General features: G+C 35.7%; 20 protein-coding genes. All 20 read right to left on the bottom strand.

Features of this window, described 5'->3' with window-relative positions:
- Window positions 1-4: 4 nt before the first annotated feature.
- The 20 genes from fliF to rplS all read right to left on the bottom strand — a co-directional run bounded on the left by fliF (window position 5) and on the right by rplS (window position 18,620).
- Window positions 5-1,597 carry a flagellar basal-body MS-ring/collar protein FliF gene (gene fliF, locus AC6HVZ_RS08400; RefSeq protein ID WP_497557700.1) on the bottom strand — a complete coding sequence of 531 codons (1,593 nt, stop codon included), beginning with the start codon at window positions 1,595-1,597 and terminating at the stop codon, window positions 5-7.
- A gap of 72 nt (window positions 1,598-1,669) precedes the next feature.
- Window positions 1,670-1,978 carry a flagellar hook-basal body complex protein FliE gene (gene fliE, locus AC6HVZ_RS08395; RefSeq protein ID WP_497557699.1) on the bottom strand — a complete coding sequence of 103 codons (309 nt, stop codon included), beginning with the start codon at window positions 1,976-1,978 and terminating at the stop codon, window positions 1,670-1,672.
- A gap of 22 nt (window positions 1,979-2,000) precedes the next feature.
- Complete coding sequence (gene flgC, locus AC6HVZ_RS08390; protein WP_497557698.1) at window positions 2,001-2,450, bottom strand: flagellar basal body rod protein FlgC; 450 nt, start codon at window positions 2,448-2,450, stop codon at window positions 2,001-2,003.
- A gap of 2 nt (window positions 2,451-2,452) precedes the next feature.
- Window positions 2,453-2,848, bottom strand: a complete 396-nt coding sequence (gene flgB / locus AC6HVZ_RS08385) for a flagellar basal body rod protein FlgB (RefSeq protein WP_497557697.1) — start codon at window positions 2,846-2,848, stop codon at window positions 2,453-2,455.
- A gap of 339 nt (window positions 2,849-3,187) precedes the next feature.
- Window positions 3,188-3,967 (bottom strand): GTP-sensing pleiotropic transcriptional regulator CodY, encoded by a 780-nt coding sequence (gene codY / locus AC6HVZ_RS08380; protein ID WP_497557696.1) that lies wholly within the window; start codon window positions 3,965-3,967, stop codon window positions 3,188-3,190.
- A 25-nt stretch (window positions 3,968-3,992) separates the two neighbouring features.
- Window positions 3,993-5,399 (bottom strand): ATP-dependent protease ATPase subunit HslU, encoded by a 1,407-nt coding sequence (gene hslU / locus AC6HVZ_RS08375; protein WP_497557695.1) that lies wholly within the window; start codon window positions 5,397-5,399, stop codon window positions 3,993-3,995.
- Between the two features lie 181 nt (window positions 5,400-5,580).
- A complete protein-coding gene (gene hslV, locus AC6HVZ_RS08370; RefSeq protein ID WP_497557694.1) occupies window positions 5,581-6,126 on the bottom strand; it encodes an ATP-dependent protease subunit HslV in 546 nt (181 codons plus the stop codon).
- A 26-nt stretch (window positions 6,127-6,152) separates the two neighbouring features.
- On the bottom strand, window positions 6,153-7,094 hold the full coding sequence (gene xerC, locus AC6HVZ_RS08365; protein WP_497557794.1) for a tyrosine recombinase XerC: 942 nt from the start codon (window positions 7,092-7,094) through the stop codon (window positions 6,153-6,155).
- Between the two features lie 273 nt (window positions 7,095-7,367).
- Window positions 7,368-7,565, bottom strand: a complete 198-nt coding sequence (locus AC6HVZ_RS08360) for a hypothetical protein (RefSeq protein ID WP_497557693.1) — start codon at window positions 7,563-7,565, stop codon at window positions 7,368-7,370.
- Window positions 7,528-7,683: a hypothetical protein gene (locus tag AC6HVZ_RS08355; RefSeq protein ID WP_497557692.1), complete on the bottom strand. Its 156-nt coding sequence runs from the start codon at window positions 7,681-7,683 to the stop codon at window positions 7,528-7,530. Before AC6HVZ_RS08355 ends, AC6HVZ_RS08360 begins: the two co-directional genes overlap by 38 nt.
- 204 nt (window positions 7,684-7,887) lie before the next feature.
- Entirely contained in the window at window positions 7,888-9,966 is a 2,079-nt protein-coding gene (topA, locus tag AC6HVZ_RS08350) for a type I DNA topoisomerase (RefSeq protein WP_497557691.1), read from the bottom strand.
- A gap of 122 nt (window positions 9,967-10,088) precedes the next feature.
- A complete protein-coding gene (gene dprA / locus AC6HVZ_RS08345; RefSeq protein ID WP_497557690.1) occupies window positions 10,089-11,000 on the bottom strand; it encodes a DNA-processing protein DprA in 912 nt (303 codons plus the stop codon).
- Between the two features lie 60 nt (window positions 11,001-11,060).
- Window positions 11,061-11,963 (bottom strand): succinate--CoA ligase subunit alpha, encoded by a 903-nt coding sequence (gene sucD / locus AC6HVZ_RS08340; protein ID WP_497557689.1) that lies wholly within the window; start codon window positions 11,961-11,963, stop codon window positions 11,061-11,063.
- A 276-nt stretch (window positions 11,964-12,239) separates the two neighbouring features.
- Window positions 12,240-13,400: an ADP-forming succinate--CoA ligase subunit beta gene (sucC, locus tag AC6HVZ_RS08335; RefSeq protein ID WP_497557688.1), complete on the bottom strand. Its 1,161-nt coding sequence runs from the start codon at window positions 13,398-13,400 to the stop codon at window positions 12,240-12,242.
- Window positions 13,401-13,747: 347 nt separating this feature from the next.
- The gene (locus AC6HVZ_RS08330) at window positions 13,748-14,020 is read right to left on the bottom strand and encodes an EscU/YscU/HrcU family type III secretion system export apparatus switch protein (protein ID WP_497557687.1); all 273 of its coding nucleotides are present in this window, start codon (window positions 14,018-14,020) and stop codon (window positions 13,748-13,750) included.
- Window positions 14,017-15,810: a TP0910 N-terminal domain-containing protein gene (locus tag AC6HVZ_RS08325; RefSeq protein WP_497557686.1), complete on the bottom strand. Its 1,794-nt coding sequence runs from the start codon at window positions 15,808-15,810 to the stop codon at window positions 14,017-14,019. The genes AC6HVZ_RS08330 and AC6HVZ_RS08325 overlap by 4 nt, the downstream gene beginning before the upstream one ends.
- A gap of 18 nt (window positions 15,811-15,828) precedes the next feature.
- Window positions 15,829-16,602 (bottom strand): ribonuclease HII, encoded by a 774-nt coding sequence (rnhB, locus tag AC6HVZ_RS08320; RefSeq protein ID WP_497557685.1) that lies wholly within the window; start codon window positions 16,600-16,602, stop codon window positions 15,829-15,831.
- A 90-nt stretch (window positions 16,603-16,692) separates the two neighbouring features.
- Window positions 16,693-17,541: a ribosome biogenesis GTPase YlqF gene (ylqF, locus tag AC6HVZ_RS08315; protein ID WP_497557684.1), complete on the bottom strand. Its 849-nt coding sequence runs from the start codon at window positions 17,539-17,541 to the stop codon at window positions 16,693-16,695.
- 7 nt (window positions 17,542-17,548) lie between these two features.
- Entirely contained in the window at window positions 17,549-18,109 is a 561-nt protein-coding gene (lepB, locus tag AC6HVZ_RS08310; RefSeq protein ID WP_497557683.1) for a signal peptidase I, read from the bottom strand.
- 166 nt (window positions 18,110-18,275) lie between these two features.
- Window positions 18,276-18,620, bottom strand: coding sequence for a 50S ribosomal protein L19 (gene rplS / locus AC6HVZ_RS08305; protein ID WP_497557682.1), 345 nt, complete (start codon window positions 18,618-18,620; stop codon window positions 18,276-18,278).
- Window positions 18,621-18,832 lie beyond the last annotated feature (212 nt).

Genomic DNA, 18,832 nt, shown 5'->3' with positions numbered 1-18,832 from the left:
ACTCCTACTCTTCCCCGATCCAACTTCTTAACAATTTCGCAAACTCTTCCGGCTTATCCTTCGCTATTTTCTCCAGTTGTTTTCTGCGAATAACCGCTTCGGAATCCTGATTTTCAGGGATTTCTGGTACTTCTACACTCGGTCCAGCAGTAACCACTTCTTCCATAACTTCCTCTTCCTCTTTTTTATTCCGGATTAGTAGAACAATTAATATAATAATAATTAATAGTAATACTGCTCCTGCAATATACAGCCACATAGGAATGATTGAAGATATTGGCTGTGGAACTGATCGATCACTATTAAATTCCTGAAACACAATAGAGAATTTTTCTTCTGGTATTACTTCTCCATATTCTTTATCAATGGAAGTACCAATAATTGATCCCAATATAGAAGAAATGCCTGCCTCTACCGTATTTTCATCCGCTTGTGTTAAATATTGCAGCTCATTATCTTCTGAATTTACCACGCTGTCAACAGCAACTTGAATACCCAAGTCACGGACTTTGTATGGACTTTCTACAATGTTTTTCTGAATACGATTAAATTCATTGTTAATTGTTTCTTTGGCTAATTCATATTCACCGTTATCTCCACCTTCCTCAGCTGGGTAATTTGCAACATCACCATCACCAGTCCCAATCTCCCCACCAACAGGAGGATTTCCTAAATAGGTTTCCTGAATGGTTTCAATGCTTACCGGCAGTCCTTCCATATTTTCAAGATCTACAGGTTCCACAAGCTCTTCTGTACGATTTTCTTGGGTGAAGTCTATATCTGCTGTAACAGAAACAATGACATTTTCTCCACCTACCATAGCTCCTAGCATTTGTTGAAGTCTTCTTTGGATATCACGTTCGATATCTTTTTTAACTGTTTGCTGATATGTATGTGCTTCCTGAGTACCAAAAGCTGTTTGTGAATTACGATCATAATATTCAAAGTACTGATTCATAATCACAATGTTGTCTTGTGGCAAATCAGGTACAGCTTTTGAAACCAAATGGTATAGGGAGTCAATTTGATTGCCTTGAAATTGGTAACCCGGCTGTGTATTGATCACAATGGAGGCACTTGCCTGCTCAGTAGAATCACTCACAAATACAGGTTCTTCAGGGATATTAATCATCACTTTGGCATTTTCAATTCCATCAATACTACGAATTAGGTTAGCAAGCTCTGTCTGCATGGCATCAAGCTTCATAATGTTAAATTCATTATCCGTTATTCCCCATGAAGTATTTTCACTAAAAAATGAATAATCAATGTTTCCACTGTTTGGAATCCCTTGCCCCGCAAGGTCAACCAGCAGGGTGTCCACTTGTTCTTCTGGTACAGTAATTGTTTTACCGCCATCTTCTAGTTCATAAGGAATTCCTCTTGCATCTAATTCCGTTTTTATTTGACCAACTTCCTGTAAAGATAAATTATTATATAATGGAACAAGCTTTGAATTGAAAGTAAATAGAGCTATTCCAACAACTAAAAAAATCGGAATTAGAATAGATCCAATAAATATCCCTTTTTGACTTTTTGAACGACTTGACCAAAAAGCTGTACTCGTTTCTTTCCATTTTGTCATTTTTTCTTTCATATATTCCCCCACCAAAGCGCAAAAAATAAAATGCCTTTATTAAGCATGTTTTTAAATCTATTTTTGTTAAAATTACACCTGCATGCGCATAATTTCGTTGTAGGCATCAATTGCTTTACGTTGTATTTGCACCGTAGTTTCTAATGTAATACTAGCTTTTTGAGCAGTAATCATTACATCATGCAAATCATCAATACTGCCATTCGCTAAGTTCTGCGTCTTTTTATCTGATGCAATTTGTGCGTTGTTCACACCTTCGATGGCTGTTTTTAAAACGTTGGCAAAATTCGCCTGTGCCTCGCCTGGTGAAATTGCGTGTTTTGAAACCTCAGAAACGGGTAAAGTAGTCTGAGGTATGGAATTAAGTAGTAAATTATTCATTATTTAATTGCTCCCATCTATTCTATTTCCCAATCTCCAACGCTTTCAAAAGCATACTTTTACTAGCGTTTAATGATGTGATATTTGCTTCATAGGATCTGGTAGCACTCATCATATCCACCATCTCTTTCAATGGATCTACATTCGGTAATTGAACATAACCTGCTTCATTAGCATCCGGATGAGTCGGATTAAATATAAGCTTAAAAGGTTCTTCGTCCTCTACAATTTCTGTTACTTTAACACCTGACGATCCATTACGATTCGCTGCTTTATGTAAAAATGATTTAAAACTCTGATTCTGTGGCTCCATCACTACCATTTTTCTGCGATAAGGTTCATACTCTCCATTTTCATTTACAGTGGCCCTTGTTGTTTGTGCATTAGCAATATTGGCAGAAACAATATCCATTCTGAGTCGCTGAGCTGTCAGTGCACTGGCACTTGAATTAATAGCATTAAATAGTGACATACCTAATTTCCTCCTCGAATAACACGTTGAAGACTGCTGAATTTCCCATTGATCCGGTCAACTAATGCTTGATAATAAATTTGGTTCTTCGCTAGATCAGTCATTTCCTTATCAACATCCACATTATTGCCATTATGATTATACATTGTGTTATTCTTCTCAATAACCTGAAAAGACGAGTGTGTCGTACTATTAAATGGCAAATGTCTTTCGTTTGTTTGTTTTGATTCTATTGAACTTGAAATTGCATCATTTAAAACGTTCTTAAACACGACATCTTTAGCTTTATAGTTCGGTGTATCGACATTTGAAATATTAGTAGAAATTGCTCGATTTTTTGCCGAAGCATAATGAAGCGAATCTTCTAATGTACGAATTGTCCCACTGAATAATTCCAATTAAATTCCTCCTATTAAACTTTAATAACAACAGTTATAAAATTTATGGCTTCTACGAACATTGTAGATTATCTCACATCTAAAGTCTATTATATTTCGACATTTTCATCGAAATGAAAAAATAATAGTTATATTTTCCTAGGTAAAATTATATATCAAAATGTCTTTATATGGAAATATTAGTTATCAAAATTGAAAAAGATGTGTGATTTACTGTTTTTATGTCAAAAAATAACCCAAAAATTCATTTTTAGTAATTCCTTTCTGTATATAAAGTACTATGAATTTTATACATTAAAAAAAACCAGGTTTCCCTGGTTTTTTTTAATGTTCTTAATATTATCTTGAACGTAACTTTTCAAGCTCTACTAGGAATTTATCATTTAGAACTTTAATATAGGTTCCTTTCATTCCGAGTGAACGAGATTCAATTACCCCTGCACTTTCAAGCTTTCTAAGTGCATTTACAATTACCGATCTAGTTATACCAACTCTATCAGCTATTTTACTTGCTACAAGTAGTCCTTCGTTTCCATTTAACTCTTCAAAAATATGATCAATTGCTTCTAATTCACTGTATGAGAGGGAACTGATCGCCATTTGAACCACTGCTTTACTTCTTGCTTCCATTTCTATTTCTTCTGTTTTCTCATGCAAAATTTCCATACCAACTACTGTAGCACCATACTCAGCAAGTAATAAATCATCGTCATTAAAGCTTTCTGTAAGTCTGCCTAAGACAAGTGTTCCCAGACGTTCTCCTCCACCGATAATCGGGACAATTGTTGTCAAACCATTTTTAAATAATTCGCGGTTTTCAACAGGAAATACGGTATGTTTGCTATCGATATCAAGGTTTGCTGTGGTTTCAAAAATATTAGATAATCCTTGAATATACTCTTCTGGAAATTGTCTTTCCTCAAGCATTCCTTTCATTCTCTCATTTTCAATTTCTTGGTTAATTGCAAAACCTAATAATTTTCCTCTTCTGCTTACAATGTATACATTCCCGGTGATTACATCTCGTAATGATGCAGACATATCATTGAAATTCACCGATTTTCCTGTAGCTTTTTGCAACATTGCATTAATTTTTCTTGCGCGATCTAATAGTTCCATAATGATTCTCCTTTTTTAGTTAAAATTATAATATAAATTGACTTAAATCTTTATTTTTTGCAATTGAACTTAGTTTTTCATCAACATAGGCGGGAGTAATTTCGATTTTATCCATATTAATATCCGGCGCTTCAAAGGATAAATCCTCCAATAGCTTCTCCAAAATCGTATGCAGCCTTCTTGCTCCTATGTTGTCAGTCTCTTGATTTACCTTAAATGCAATTTCTGCAAGCCTTGTAATAGCTTCGTCTGTAAAATCAACATTTATACCTTCTGTTTGTAACATTGCCTTGTATTGTTTTAATAAAGCATTTGAAGGTTCACTTAATATTCGTTTAAAATCTTCAGTTGTCAATTTTTCCAATTCAACTCGTATTGGAAATCTCCCTTGTAATTCCGGAATCAGATCAGATGGCTTTGACATATGAAATGCCCCCGCTGCGATAAACAGCATATGATCTGTTTTTACCGGACCGTGTTTTGTAACAACTGTTGAACCTTCTACAATAGGGAGTATATCGCGCTGGACACCTTCTCTGGATACATTTGCAGAACTATCCTGCTTACCTGCCACTTTATCAATTTCATCAACAAAAATGATACCAGATTGTTCCGCTCGAGCGATTGCTTCTTGTGCTGCTTCTTCCATATCAACAAGTTTCCCGGCCTCTTGCTGTGTTAACACTTTTCTTGCCTCGGAAACGGGGAGCTTTCTCCTCTTTTTCTTTTTCGGCATAAACTGCCCAAGAGCATCCTGCATGTTCATTCCCATTTGTTCCATACCCGAACCTTGCAGCATGTCAAACATGGATGGGGGGAGTTCATCAATTTCAACTGTCACCAGATGATCTTCTAGTTCACCGAGTGCGAGCTTGTGCTCCACACGTTTACGCTTATTTCTTATTTCTTCATCTTTAGCTTTTTCTTTTTCACCACCGGATTCATCGTCACTATTTATCTGACCGGAAAAAAGCATTTCAAATGGATTCTTCATTGTTGATTCTTTTTTAGTAGCTTGAGGTACTAACAGATTAATAAGTTGCTTATTCGCTTCCACTTCTGCTTTTCCTTTTACTTCATCCATTTTTTCTTCTTTAACCATTCGCATAGACATCTCTACAAGATCACGAACCATTGATTCAACATCACGGCCAACATATCCTACTTCTGTAAATTTAGTTGCTTCCACTTTTATGAAAGGAGCTCCCACAAGCTTTGCCAACCTTCTCGCAATTTCAGTTTTACCTACCCCAGTTGGCCCAATCATTAAAATATTTTTAGGAACAATTTCATCTTTGATTGATTCATCAAGTTGCATTCGCCTGTAACGATTTCTCAATGCAATCGCAACAGACTTTTTTGCATTTTGCTGTCCAATAATATATTTATCTAATTGACCCACAATTTGTTTTGGAGTGTAATCTATTCCCATGCTTTCAAATGGCCTCCTTATTAGTTGATGTTCAAAAAAGTCCGGTAAAAATGACACATCGGATTTCTTCGTTAGCTTGCTTTTCCGCTACGCACGTATCAATAGTATACGCTCCGTTGCTCAAAACTACGCTGCCTCAAACTTCTCGATCCTTTTTATCCTCCTTTTTGAACACGTTCTATTAGTTAAGTACCTCTAAAGTAATCTGGTCATTCGTATAAACACATATTTCTCCGGCGATCTCAAGGGCTGATTGTGCAATTTCTTTTGCTGATAATTGACTGGAATGTTTAACAAGTGCTCTACCTGCACTTAAGGCATAATTCCCACCAGAGCCTATTGCCAATATTCCATCATCTGGTTCAATAACCTCACCTGTTCCAGAAACTAAAAACATATTTTCTTTATTCAACACAATAAGCATTGCCTCTAGCTTGCGCAATACTTTGTCACTACGCCATTCTTGCGCCAGTTCAACAGCTGCCCTTGCTAAATTACCGTTAAAGGTCTCAAGCTTTCCTTCAAACTTCTCAAATAATGTAAATGCATCTGCAACAGAACCTGCAAAGCCTGCCAAAATTTGTCCATTATATAAGGTACGTACTTTTTTTGCCTTATGTTTCATAACAACTGCATTTCCTAGTGTCACTTGACCGTCACCACTCATCGCACATTGCCCATTATGCATTATTGCAAAAATAGTAGTAGCATGCATTTCCGTTGACAATTCAAATCACCTCTTCAGGTTTAATATTATTTATTTGCTCTAGGATGGCTGTTCATATATACTTTTCGCAAATGATCCTTTGTTACGTGGGTATAAATTTGTGTAGATGATAAATTTTCATGTCCAAGTAACTCTTGTACGCTGCGCAAATCAGCACCTTCATTCAACATATGTGTAGCAAAGGTATGACGAAGCTTATGTGGATGTACATGAATGGTCAACGCAGCTTTTTCCACTATTTTATTAAGTATCATCCTTACCCCTCTTCCAGTTAAGGGAGTACCACGAGCATTTAAAAAAACAAAATCAGAATCGTTTTTAGTTTTCTTTAAAAGCTGACTTCTGCCTTCATTTATGTAACGTTTCAAGGCGACTTCTGCAAAGCTCCCGAAAGGTACATATCGTTCCTTATTTCCTTTACCTCTTACAAATATTGTCCCAATTGAAAAGTCTATATCATCCATTTGTAAACCTACACACTCACTAACCCTTATACCTGTACCATATAGAGTCTCAAGAATTGCTTGATTGCGTTGCCCCAATGAATCCGTACCATCATTTACTTCAAATAATTTCTCTAACTCTTCCATATATAAAAAACCTGGAATTGACTTTTTTGTTTTTGGTAAAGTTACATGCATAAACGGATTTATTGGAGTAATATTTTCACGCTCCAGAAACCTATAAAAGCTTTTTAATGTAGAGATTTTTCTAGAAACAGATCTTCTTCCTAATTGTCTATTATAAAGACTGGTTAAAAATGTGCGAACCATACGCTGATCTACATTATTCAATTGATCGATTCCTTCACTTGTTAAAAAAGAAAAGAAAGTTTCCAGATCATTCAGATAATATTTTACAGTATATGGGGATGCGTTTTTCTCAATTTGTAAATACTCGATGAATGCATTGCATTCAAAAGTGAAATTTTTCAATTTTCCACCCCAATAAACAACAAAATAAATCATACCATATAAAAAATTGATATGCAACAAATTTAACACAATTGTAACAAAATTCTGAATTGACCTCAGAAATATTATAGCATAAATCAGTTAACCGTTGTATTATTATCCATGTTTTTTCATGCTTTAAGAAGGTGTCAAGTAAATAACCTTACCAATGCGTAATTATATCCTTTTCAAAATAAATAGTCAACAATAAACAATTCGTTTGGTTTAGAATATTTGATACGATATAAACTTTATGAAATTAAGGTTATTACTGTTATTGACATCTTTTTAATCAAATAACCCTATTTCTTTAATTTTTCCTTTTGTTTCCACAGTACCTAATTCATAGATCTTACGGTATATGTCTATTAAATGATTGTCATAGCCTTCTCTTTCACTATCTGCTCCCCATTCATCAAATGGCTTCGCTAAATATTGTACTTCCTTTTTAGCATTTTTGTCTTTTTTGATAAAATAACTGTTCAATTTCTTCTATTTCATTTTGACTTGCGATAATTTCATATTCAATTCCACTATCTGGGATAGACATCTCACGAATATTATTTGTATCAACCGTTACGAAATATTTTTTTCGTTTAATCATATTGAAAACCTCCTTGTATAGAGGTTTCCCCTTTTTTTTGATAGTTAAAACTTATCATAAATCGAAGTGGACGGTACAATGTCAGGGTTTAAATATACCGAAAATAAAACTGTTCATTCCGAGGAACAAGCAGTTTTATGATTGTATAGGTAATTATAGATTTTATGAGAATTAAATTATCTAGCCATATCTAACTTTTATTTCTTAATTTTGTGTATTTTCTTTGTAGTCACAATTTGTACATTGTATTTGCGTTTCTTTCTTGCTTTTCTTTTCTACAAGTAATGATTCACACTTTGGACATGGTCTCGCTATTGGCTTATCCCATGAAATGAAATCACAATCCGGATAACGATCACAGCCATAAAATGTCCTTCTTTTTTTGGATTTTCTTTCGACCACATTACCGTCTTTACATTTTGGACATTTCACACCGATTTCTTTTAATATCGGCTTTGTATTTCTGCATTCAGGGAAGTTTGAACAAGCAAGGAATTTACCGTAGCGCCCCATTTTGTAAACCATCTCATGACCACAATTTTCGCAGGTCTCACCAGCAGGTTCATCCTTGATTTCTACTTTTTCCATTTCCTTTTCCGCTAATTCCAGACGCTTTTCGAAGTCCTGATAAAAATCATCAATAATTTTTATCCATTCTCTTTTTCCTTCTTCAATTGAATCCAGATCATCTTCCATTTTCACAGTAAAATCAACATCAATAATTTTCGGGAAAAATTCTTCCACTAAGTCATTAACAATGGTTCCAAGCTCTGTCGGAATAAAACGTTTATTATCGATGCTTACATAGTTTCTTCGCTGGATGGTATCAATTGTAGGAGCGTATGTGGATGGACGTCCTATCCCTAATTCCTCCATTGTCCGAACCAGTCGTGCTTCCGTATATCTTGGAGGAGGCTGAGTAAAGTGCTGACTAGGAGCGATCTCTTTGGCTTCTACTTTCATCCCTTCGATTAATTCCGGAAGAAGCTTATTCTCGACCTTTTTATTATCGTCTGTTCCTTCTACATATACCTTCATGAAACCTTTGAATTTAACTTTGGAACCTGTTGCCTTAAATTCCACATCATTATTCAGCAAATGAACAGTCATTGTATCCATGACTGCAGGAGCCATTTGACTGGCTAAAAAACGTTCCCAGATCAATTTGTATAATCTCAGTTGATCTCTTGATAGTATATTCTTCAGTGTCTTCGGATCTCTGAGTACAGCTGTTGGGCGAATAGCCTCATGTGCATCCTGTGTTCCTTTCTTTGTCTTGCTGACTTTGCTGGCACGCAGATATTCCTTGCCATATTTCTCTTCAATATATCCTTTTGCTTCCTCTTTAGCTGTCTCTGAAATACGTGTGGAATCTGTACGCATATAGGTGATTAACCCGGTGATCCCACCAGCTTTTTTACCTAGATCAATACCTTCATATAATTGCTGGGCAACCATCATGGTCTTTCTGGCACGGAAGTTTAGCTTCCGTGCTGCTTCCTGCTGAAGGGATGAAGTGATAAAAGGCTTTGAGGGATTTCTTTCTCTTTCCTTTTTATTGACCTTATCAACAGTGAAACTCTTTTCTTTCATCTTATTTAATATTTCTTTCACATCATCTTCTGTTTTTAGTGCTTGTTTTTTGCCATTGATTCCGAAAAATGTACCTTCGAACAATTCTTTGTCCTTTTGAAAATCAGCTTCAATTGACCAGTATTCTTCCGGTTTGAATTCTTCAATTTCCTTCTCTCTGTCGATAATCATTTTCAATGCAACAGACTGAACCCTTCCAGCACTCAATCCTTTTTTTACCTTTTTCCAAAGCAATGGACTGATGTTGTAGCCTACCAGACGATCTAGAACTCTTCTAGCCTGTTGGGCATCAACCAGATCAGTATCAATGGATCGTGGATTTTTAAACGATTCCTTAATTGCATCTTTAGTAATTTCATTAAATACAACACGGCATTTGGAGTTCTCATCGATATTCAATATATACGCTAAATGCCAAGCAATTGCCTCTCCTTCTCTGTCGGGGTCGGCAGCAAGATATACTTTTTTTGCCTTTTTTGCTGCCGATCTGAGTTCTTTTAAAACGTCACCTTTTCCACGGATTGTAATATATTTCAATTTATAGTTTGCATCAGTATCAACACCCATTTGACTTTTGGGCAGGTCTCTCACATGCCCCATGGATGCTTTCACTTTATATTTCTTTCCTAAATAACGTTCAATTGTTTTCGCTTTTGCCGGTGATTCTACAATTACTAGATAATCTGACATGGAATTCCTCCTATAATGAGGTGTTAGCATAATAAATTTAGAAATCTTCACTAATATTAAATATATACTATACATTTGTCAAACATACTGTGAAATATTTTTTAAAAAGTGAAGTGTTTCCCTTACTTTGACATATTGAACAAATTCACTCCTATGCTTTCCCAATCTTCTAGGATGTCATGCACATCATGAACCAGTTTAGCTCCATCCTGGATCATCTTGTGGCATCCTTTTGTTTGAGGACTCAAGGGGGAACCTGGTACTGCATATACTTCTCTACCTTGATCAAGTGCTTGATCAACAGTAATTAATGTACCACTTTTTTCAGTTGCTTCAATGACAAGTGTTCCAAAACTCAAACCACTTATAATTCGGTTTCTTTCAGGAAAATGATATCTTTTAGGAGGTGTATCTGGAGGGTATTCAGATATTACTAATCCTTTTTCCGCAATATGTTTAAACAATGATGTATTTTGTTTTGGATAAATATGATGAAAACCACCACCTAACACTGCAATCGTTTTACCCATATTTTCTAGTGCCGCTATATGTGAATAGCTATCAATTCCCTTAGCCATCCCGCTTACAATTAACCAATCCGTTAATATTAATGGCTTCACGAATAGGTCTATTTTTCCATTTGCTTCATTTGAAGGATTTCTTGTTCCGATCACACTTATCACAGGTGAATAGGTTAATAAAGAATTATTTCCTAACGTATATAATACTAATGGTGGATCTTTAATTGTTTTTAACACAGGTGGATAGAATTCGTCAACTATAGTGATGACGGTATATCTTGCAATATCTTTTATAATTTGCTGTTTGATGGTTTCGCTATGGAGATCTGAAAAAAGTAATGTTGCATTCTTAGAAGATAGTAAATATTGTTGGCTGATTTGTGTGGAAGACAAAAGGTAAATATTATTTAATGTAGGGTCATGATGGATGATTTTTCGAAGTATTCGTCGAGTAATACCACGGCATCGATGTAAATGAATTAATCGATCTCTTGTAGATCTCAGTGTAATCACGTCCTTTTTATATAGTTGGAACCTAAAAGTATCTTAAGCTTTCAGGTTCCAATTTTAAGTTTAATGCGTTTTACATTTTTCTTTTAAGCCATTTTCTTCTAAAACTTTAATCATAGTTTCACCCATAACTGCCGGTGTTTCAGCAACTTGGATACCACATTCGTTCATCACGCGGATTTTCTCTGCAGCAGTACCTTTACCACCGGAAATAATCGCACCAGCATGTCCCATACGTTTTCCTGGAGGAGCTGTTGCACCACCGATGAAACCGACTACGGGCTTCGTCATATTTGCCTTTACCCATTCAGCTGCTTCCTCTTCCGCTGTCCCACCAATTTCACCAATCATAATAACCGCTTCTGTTTCTGAATCTTCATTAAATGCTGATAATACATCAATAAAGTTAGTTCCATTAACAGGGTCGCCACCAATACCTACTGCAGTAGTTTGACCATAACCTGCTTCAGACAATTGATGAACAGCTTCATATGTTAATGTACCTGAGCGTGAAACAACTCCGATATGTCCTTTTTTGTGAATGTATCCCGGCATAATTCCAATTTTACTTTCATCTGCAGTAATGACACCAGGACAGTTTGGTCCGACTAAACGAGTTTTCTTGCCTTCCATATAACGTTTTACTTTTACCATATCCAACACAGGAATATGCTCTGTAATACAAATGGCAATATCTAAATTTGCATCAACTGCTTCGATAATTGCATCTGCAGCAAATGGAGCTGGTACATAGATTACAGATGCAGTTGCACCTGTTTGTTCAACAGCTTCTTGTACTGTATTAAATACAGGAACACCCTCTACTTCTGTACCGCCCTTTTTCGGCGTTACGCCACCAACGATTTTTGTACCATATTCAAGCATTTGTTTTGTATGGAATTTAGCAGTACCACCAGTAATTCCTTGAACAATTACTTTTGTATCTTTATTAATATATACACTCATTTTTGTCCGTCCTTTCTACATAATCTTTTATCCAGTTCCAGCTACCAGCGACTAATGTAGTTCTTTCCCCTCTTTACGATAAGTCAAGTACGAACCTGCCAGGGGAAGTTCAGGTAAAATCACAACGTCCAGGGACTGCGCTTACTCGTCTCCCCCGAAAATTTTTGTCGCAACACTGAACTGACCTACATCCTGCAGGCCCTCCGTGTTTTCTTTATCCCATTCGGCTAAGTCCAGTCCATACCTCGCTATACGGTAAGCCTACACTTTAAACTATTATTTGACCATGGAAACGATTTTTTCTGCGCCATCTGCCATCGAATCAGCTGATGTAATATTTAACCCTGACTCGTTTAGAATATTCTTACCTAAGTCAACATTTGTACCTTCTAAACGCACAACAAGCGGAATTTCAAGGCCAACTTGTTTCGTTGCTTCCACTACACCTTCAGCGATCACATCACATTTCATAATTCCACCAAAAATGTTTACAAAGATTCCTTTTACATTGGAATCGGACAAAATAATTTTAAATGCCTCCGTTACTTTTTCAGCAGTTGCACCGCCCCCAACATCAAGGAAGTTTGCGGGATCGCCGCCATAATGCTTAATAATATCCATTGTAGACATTGCAAGTCCGGCACCATTTACCATACAACCAATATTTCCATTTAATGAAATATAGCTTAAGTCGTATTTAGATGCTTCGATTTCTTTTTCGTCTTCTTCATCTAAATCCCTAAGTTCCTGTATATCCTTTTGACGGAATAATCCATTATCGTCAAAATTTAATTTTGCGTCAAGTGCCAAAACTTCACCATCACCAGTAGTTACAAGTGGATTAATTTCTGCAATGGAGCAGTCTTTTTCAACAAATGCAGTATATAGACTTGACATGAATTTAACGGCTTTGCCGATTAATTCATTTGGAATATTTATATTAAATGCTAGTCTTCGAGCTTGATAACCTGAAAGTCCAACAACCGGATCAATTACTTCTTTAAATATTTTTTCAGGTGTTGCTTCAGCTACCTCTTCAATTTCTGTACCGCCTTCTTCTGATGCCATCATAACAACACGGGAAGTTGCACGATCTAAAACTACTCCAACATAATATTCTTTCTTGATATCACAACCCTCTTCAATAAGTAAACGTTTTACCACCTTACCTTCAGGGCCTGTTTGATGTGTTACTAAAGTTTTCCCAAGAATTTCATCAGCGTATGTACGCACTTCTTCTAGATTTTTTGCGATTTTTACCCCACCGGCTTTACCTCTTCCACCAGCATGGATTTGTGCTTTAACTACGGTAACTGAGCTTCCCAGTTTTTCTGCAGCTTCGACAGCTTCATCTACTGTGTATGCAACATAGCCTGCCGGAACATTTACGCCATAGCTTCGCAAAATATCTTTTCCTTGATATTCATGAATATTCATCCTTAATCCTCCCATCAAAATTCAACTGCATTTCCATTGTATTAAAAAACAACAAATTTCACAAGAATAAGCGAAATTTGTCGCCAAAAGATGGTCGCTTTTGTATGATATGTTTTCTAAAAGATTGTCTTTTTATTACAAAATATATATATTGCGCCATATGTGCTTGGTTGTTTTCCACTGGGGATCGTTGCTTTTTAGCGGGTACATCCTCCTCGGGCTAACAAGATGTTAGTCATGAAGGCGCCTTTGACAATGGTTCTTGATGGGGCGAGTAGTACGCATTCCCAGTATTTTGGTAAGGCGAACGAAGTTTAGTGCCAAAATTTACGAAAAAGAACCTATTTTTAAGCCTTTCCTATTTGCTGATCCGTACGATAAATAAATGCAAAAACTTCCGCAACGGCCTGATATAATTCTTCCGGAATCGTTTCATTGATATTTAATTCAGCCAATAACTCTACTAGAGAGGAATCCTCAAGAATCGGTACATTATTTTCCTTCGCTTTTTCTAGTATATTATCTGCTAATAGTCCTTTTCCTGCTGCAGCAATGACTGGAGCACCTTCTTTCGTTTGATCGTAACGAAGTGCTGCAGCTTTTTTTCTGATCTCACTCATATCAGGTAATCAACTCCTTTATAGGATGGATTGGCAGATTTTACAAGTTGATTTATTTTTTGATTTTCAGTTTGCTTTAACGGTTTAAATGAAACGGTTGACAGGTGATAATTTAATTGTTCCAACCCTTTCTTTAACATGGGCTGTAAACTTAGTGATTTCTCTCTCATATTTTCCTGATCATTGAATATCGTTACCGCTACCGACCTTTTTTGTATCTTCATGTTTATAACGGTTTTATTTAAATGTGCAAGATCCAAATAAAATAAAATCCGGCAATAATCAGGATTAATTTCTCCATTCTCCATCTTCCCGCCTTCAAATTGCAGTTCAAAATCATTGCTCAAACCAAGCTTATCCCCAGGTATTTGTAAATTTGCCTGAATAAAATTATTGGTTTCATTTACGGATTGTATCTGCATGCCATTAATAAAATGTAAAAGCTGCTGGGAACGTTCATGTGTTATCCCTTTACTTTGCTGTATTAACTGCAAAAGCATCGCCTTTACAGGTGTAATTTCCTGCTGCAAATTATTATTAACTAGCTGGCTCTCATAGGACAGACCTGTGAAAAGCAGTGTTTGTCTAATCTGTGATAGAAGTTGTTCTTTTGGATTCGATAGCATGAACATTTTATCTTGATTTAATAATTTCACAAAATTATCTGCCTTTGTATAAACCTGTTCTGAATTTAATATTTTTACTAAAGCTAAGAGTTGCTGCAATTTAGGTGGATGATTTTCCAAAAGACCTGTCATTCGTACCTGCTGTTCAGTTGTTAAAAGTGGTATTAAAGTTTGTGAAATCTGTTGTTTTAATTTTGTGAAATCTTGCTCTGTTAATCCGAGATTATTTATTGCGGCCTGATTAATTTTATTGTCATATAATTGGATGATTTCCTGTGTTTGATTAAATAACCCGGACTTATTATTAATCATTTGTTCTAACGCCTGAACGATCTTCATTTCATTTAGCTGGATTGGCAATTTAATCCCGGAAAACTGTTCATTAGTTACATTTCCATTTTGCTTCATAAGTGCTTGAATTGGCTCCCATTGTGATCTCCATGAATTGAAATCAATTGACGGGTCTATGGTTCCGGTTGCTTTTAAAGTATTGAAAAATTGTTGATTATTACTAGCTGTCTCTGTAATAATTTCATTTAAAATGGCTGGCCTGGCAGTCAATGGGCGTTCAATCATTAGGCTTAGACGTTCCACTAATTGTGAATAGTTCATATCGGATTTTAATTGACCCAGTAACCCTTTCATTTGTGAAGATAAAGTATGTGAATTCTTTATCAATAAAGCTTGAAATACTGAGTCATTCATCGGAAGTTTTCTTCGTATCATTTCTTTTAAAATTTGCTGTGTTTGACTTGTACTTTTTACATTATCAGACAACAGCGGTAGAGCTTTAGCCAATTGATTTTTATCAAATGGTATTTTTTCATTTAAGAGTGTTTGAATAAATGCGGTATTTATTCTCGATGTCCCCAAGCCAAGCTGTTTCATGAGATTGATTGCATTTGCCTGACTTTTTATTCTATCTCCTAATACCTTTAAATGAATAACATCATCTGTTGTTTGTACCTGAAAATGGTATTTCTCACCAACCATTAAGGAAGCTTCTAATTGAGCAACCATTTTTTGTGTGCCAAGCTGTAATTGCGCTTTATTATCCGGATAAATATTCAGGATTTTGCCTTGAATAATCTGACCCTCTCGAAGTGATTGCTGTGATTTTATAATCTTAGCTAATCGTTCACCAGTTACATTATGTATACTCATGCAGAACCACCCTCCAATTTAATGATTAACTAAACTTCGAACTGGTGCAAATGAGTTTCTATGGTATGGTGAAGCGCCATATTCCAGTAAATTATCCATATGACGTTTTGTTCCATATCCCATATTTGATGCGAAATCATATACCGGATATTCTTTATGTAAATCCTTCATCAAATTATCCCGTGTAACCTTTGCCAAAATACTTGCAGCAGCAATGGAAATACTTTTTGCATCGCCTTTTGTAATGGCTTCTGATGTACAGGGTAAGCCTTTAAGATCGACTGCGTCAATCAATACATGATCCGGTTTTATCTGCAATTGATTGATGGCTTCATGCATCGCTAATTTTGTTGCTTCAAATATATTAATTTCATCTATTTTTTGATTACTAATAATTGATATCCCATAGCTAACTGCTTTTTCCTTGATAATTGTATAAAATTTATTACGTGTTGCTTCATTTATCTGTTTCGAATCATTTAATCCAAGCAATTTAAAGTCTTTTGGTAAAATAACTGCTGCAGCAACAACAGGACCTGCCAGTGGACCTCTGCCCGCTTCGTCAATACCAGCTACATACTGCCCACCATTCTGATAACTCTTTTCTTCATAAATACACATATTAGCAAATTGTTTTTCCAGTGCTGATTCCTTTAACTTTTGCCTTTCATAGACTTTTATTAGCTGTTGAACTCCTTTTCGTTCATCCAATTTCAATTTTAAAATTAATTCTTCACTCATTTCTCCAGCTTTAAATAATTGTTTTAGATCAATAATTGATTTTTTTTTCATTATACACCCTGTCTCTCTATCTTATATCGGCTTCTGCAACAATTATGTTAACAGAAAAAAAGATGACATCTATCCTAAGATAAATGCCATTTAATCCTGGGCTGATTCCAGCGTAATATTACCTAGCTTTCCTGTACGCAAGTCACGTATAACAATATCTGAAACTTTATCAAAGCTAACACTTCCACCACTTTCAAGTGCACCTCTTTGCTTTCCGATATCTTCAAATATTTGCCACATATCATCCATATCACGAGATATATTATATCGCTCTTCAATTAAGTTAGGATAGTGTTCCTGCATATATTTAATAACAAAAGCAACAATATCCTGAAGTGAAAGTAATTGATCCTTAATTGTACCAATTGCTGCTAAACGGTAGCCTACTAGTTCATCCTCGAATTTCGGCCATAATATACCTGGTGTATCAAGCAGTTCAAAATCCTTTTTTACTTTAATCCAAAGCTGCTGTTTTGTTACACCAGGTCTGTCACCTGTTTTAGCAATTTTCTTACTCGCAAGTCGATTAATTAGGGAGGACTTACCAACATTTGGAATACCAACAATCATTGCTCTTGCAGGACGAGGTTGAATTCCTTTTTTAATTCGTTTATCCATCTTTACCTGTCCCAGTTCTTTTGCAAATTGAATAACCCGTTTGATATCAGCCTTATCATTTACATTAATTGCAATTGCCATAATATCTTTTTCTTTAAAATAGGAAGTCCACTTTTCTGTTTCCTGACTATCGGCCAAATCCCTTTTCATTAAGATAATCATTTTTGATTTGTTCTGCAAAACTTGTTGCAACATGGGATTTTGTGATGATAGTGGTGCTCGTGCATCGACTAATTCCATGACAAAATCTACTAATTTTAGTTTTTCTTCTACTTCCCGCCTTGCCTTCGCCATATGTCCAGGAAACCACTGTATTGTCATTTTAAATCTACTCTCCTATCATTTGCATACGATCTAAAGGCCAATAAACTAAACTTGTTTTTCCCACAATTTGATCCATTGAAATGACGCCTATCATGCGACTGTCTGTTGAATTTCCTCGATTGTCACCCAAAACAAGCACATGTCCTTCAGGTATGGTTTCATATTCTCCAGGCAGACTCTCAAGCGTGAAATCATTTGTAACCGCTTGGTACAAACCATCTTTTCCCTCTAAAAATGGTTCTTCTATTTCTTTACCATCAATATATAACACGTTTTCTATTACTTCAACATGTTCACCTGGTAGCCCAATAACTCGCTTAATAAAATCCTTTTGTATTGATGCATGAAAAACGATAATATCAAAACGGTCGGGTTCGTTTATTCGGTAAGTAAATTTGTTGACAATCATTTGATCCCCATCATGTAAAGTCGGCAACATCGATGGACCATCCACAACTATTGGTGCAAAAAAGAACATTCTTACAATAAACGCCAGTCCAAAGGCAATTAATATTGCCTTAACCCAATCAAACCATTCACTCTTTTTCTTTTTTCGTTTTTCCATGAATTTTCCTCCGACAACCGTTTATATTCCATTAACATTCCTTATAGCTTATTTTAAACTAACTGTACCTAATCATTCCACATTTATTTATCGATTAAAACAAAAAGGAGCTTGTGCATAATTGCCAAGCTCCTTTCCAATCACATCTTTATCCAGTCTAAGCAGTTTAGCGACGTTCTTTAATACGTGCTGCTTTACCGCGTAGATTACGTAGATAGTATAGTTTTGCACGACGTACAATTCCACGGCGACTTACTTCGATTTTATCAATACGAGGGGAATGTACTGGGAAAGTACGTTCAACACCTACACCGTAAGAAATCTTTCTTACTGTAAATGTTTGGCTAATTCCACCATTTTGGCGTTTGATTACAACACCTTCGAATACCTGAATACGTTCACGTGTTCCTTCTACAACTTTAACATGAACTTTTACAGTGTCACCCGGGCGAAAATCAGGATGATCTGTGCGAAGTTGATCTTTTGTGATGTCTTCAATTAGGTTTTGCATCCTACTTCACTCCTTCCAAACCAATGCTCTTATCTCTCTTAAGGTGACAGCGGAACATCGTTTATAAGCCTTAAAGTTATTACTTTAAGCACAACTATTAATATAGCACAATACAATCTTAAGTTCAACTAATTTCAGAACTGAACTTTTTGCGATGTGCCACTTTTTTAGTTTTACGAGCAAAAAAATAAAGGTTTTATTTTTTTTGAAAA

Source organism: Oceanobacillus sp. NCCP-135, assembly GCF_059698015.1.
This window is presented reverse-complemented; position numbering and strand designations above follow the sequence as displayed.

What these genes read in the sequence shown, in the direction of transcription:
- fliF (WP_497557700.1), bottom strand. Translation starts at nt 1,597, where the DNA reads ATGAAAGAAAAAATGACAAAATGGAAAGAAACGAGTACAGCTTTTTGG.
- fliE (WP_497557699.1), bottom strand. Translation starts at nt 1,978, where the DNA reads ATGAATAATTTACTACTTAATTCCATACCTCAGACTACTTTACCCGTT.
- flgC (WP_497557698.1), bottom strand. Translation starts at nt 2,450, where the DNA reads ATGTCACTATTTAATGCTATTAATTCAAGTGCCAGTGCACTGACAGCT.
- codY (WP_497557696.1), bottom strand. Translation starts at nt 3,967, where the DNA reads ATGGAACTATTAGATCGCGCAAGAAAAATTAATGCAATGTTGCAAAAA.
- hslU (WP_497557695.1), bottom strand. Translation starts at nt 5,399, where the DNA reads ATGGGAATAGATTACACTCCAAAACAAATTGTGGGTCAATTAGATAAA.
- xerC (WP_497557794.1), bottom strand. Translation starts at nt 7,094, where the DNA reads ATGATTTATTTTGTTGTTTATTGGGGTGGAAAATTGAAAAATTTCACT.
- AC6HVZ_RS08355 (WP_497557692.1), bottom strand. Translation starts at nt 7,683, where the DNA reads ATGATTAAACGAAAAAAATATTTCGTAACGGTTGATACAAATAATATT.
- topA (WP_497557691.1), bottom strand. Translation starts at nt 9,966, where the DNA reads ATGTCAGATTATCTAGTAATTGTAGAATCACCGGCAAAAGCGAAAACA.
- sucD (WP_497557689.1), bottom strand. Translation starts at nt 11,963, where the DNA reads ATGAGTGTATATATTAATAAAGATACAAAAGTAATTGTTCAAGGAATT.
- sucC (WP_497557688.1), bottom strand. Translation starts at nt 13,400, where the DNA reads ATGAATATTCATGAATATCAAGGAAAAGATATTTTGCGAAGCTATGGC.
- AC6HVZ_RS08330 (WP_497557687.1), bottom strand. Translation starts at nt 14,020, where the DNA reads ATGAGTGAGATCAGAAAAAAAGCTGCAGCACTTCGTTACGATCAAACG.
- AC6HVZ_RS08325 (WP_497557686.1), bottom strand. Translation starts at nt 15,810, where the DNA reads ATGAGTATACATAATGTAACTGGTGAACGATTAGCTAAGATTATAAAA.
- rnhB (WP_497557685.1), bottom strand. Translation starts at nt 16,602, where the DNA reads ATGAAAAAAAAATCAATTATTGATCTAAAACAATTATTTAAAGCTGGA.
- ylqF (WP_497557684.1), bottom strand. Translation starts at nt 17,541, where the DNA reads ATGACAATACAGTGGTTTCCTGGACATATGGCGAAGGCAAGGCGGGAA.
- lepB (WP_497557683.1), bottom strand. Translation starts at nt 18,109, where the DNA reads ATGGAAAAACGAAAAAAGAAAAAGAGTGAATGGTTTGATTGGGTTAAG.
- rplS (WP_497557682.1), bottom strand. Translation starts at nt 18,620, where the DNA reads ATGCAAAACCTAATTGAAGACATCACAAAAGATCAACTTCGCACAGAT.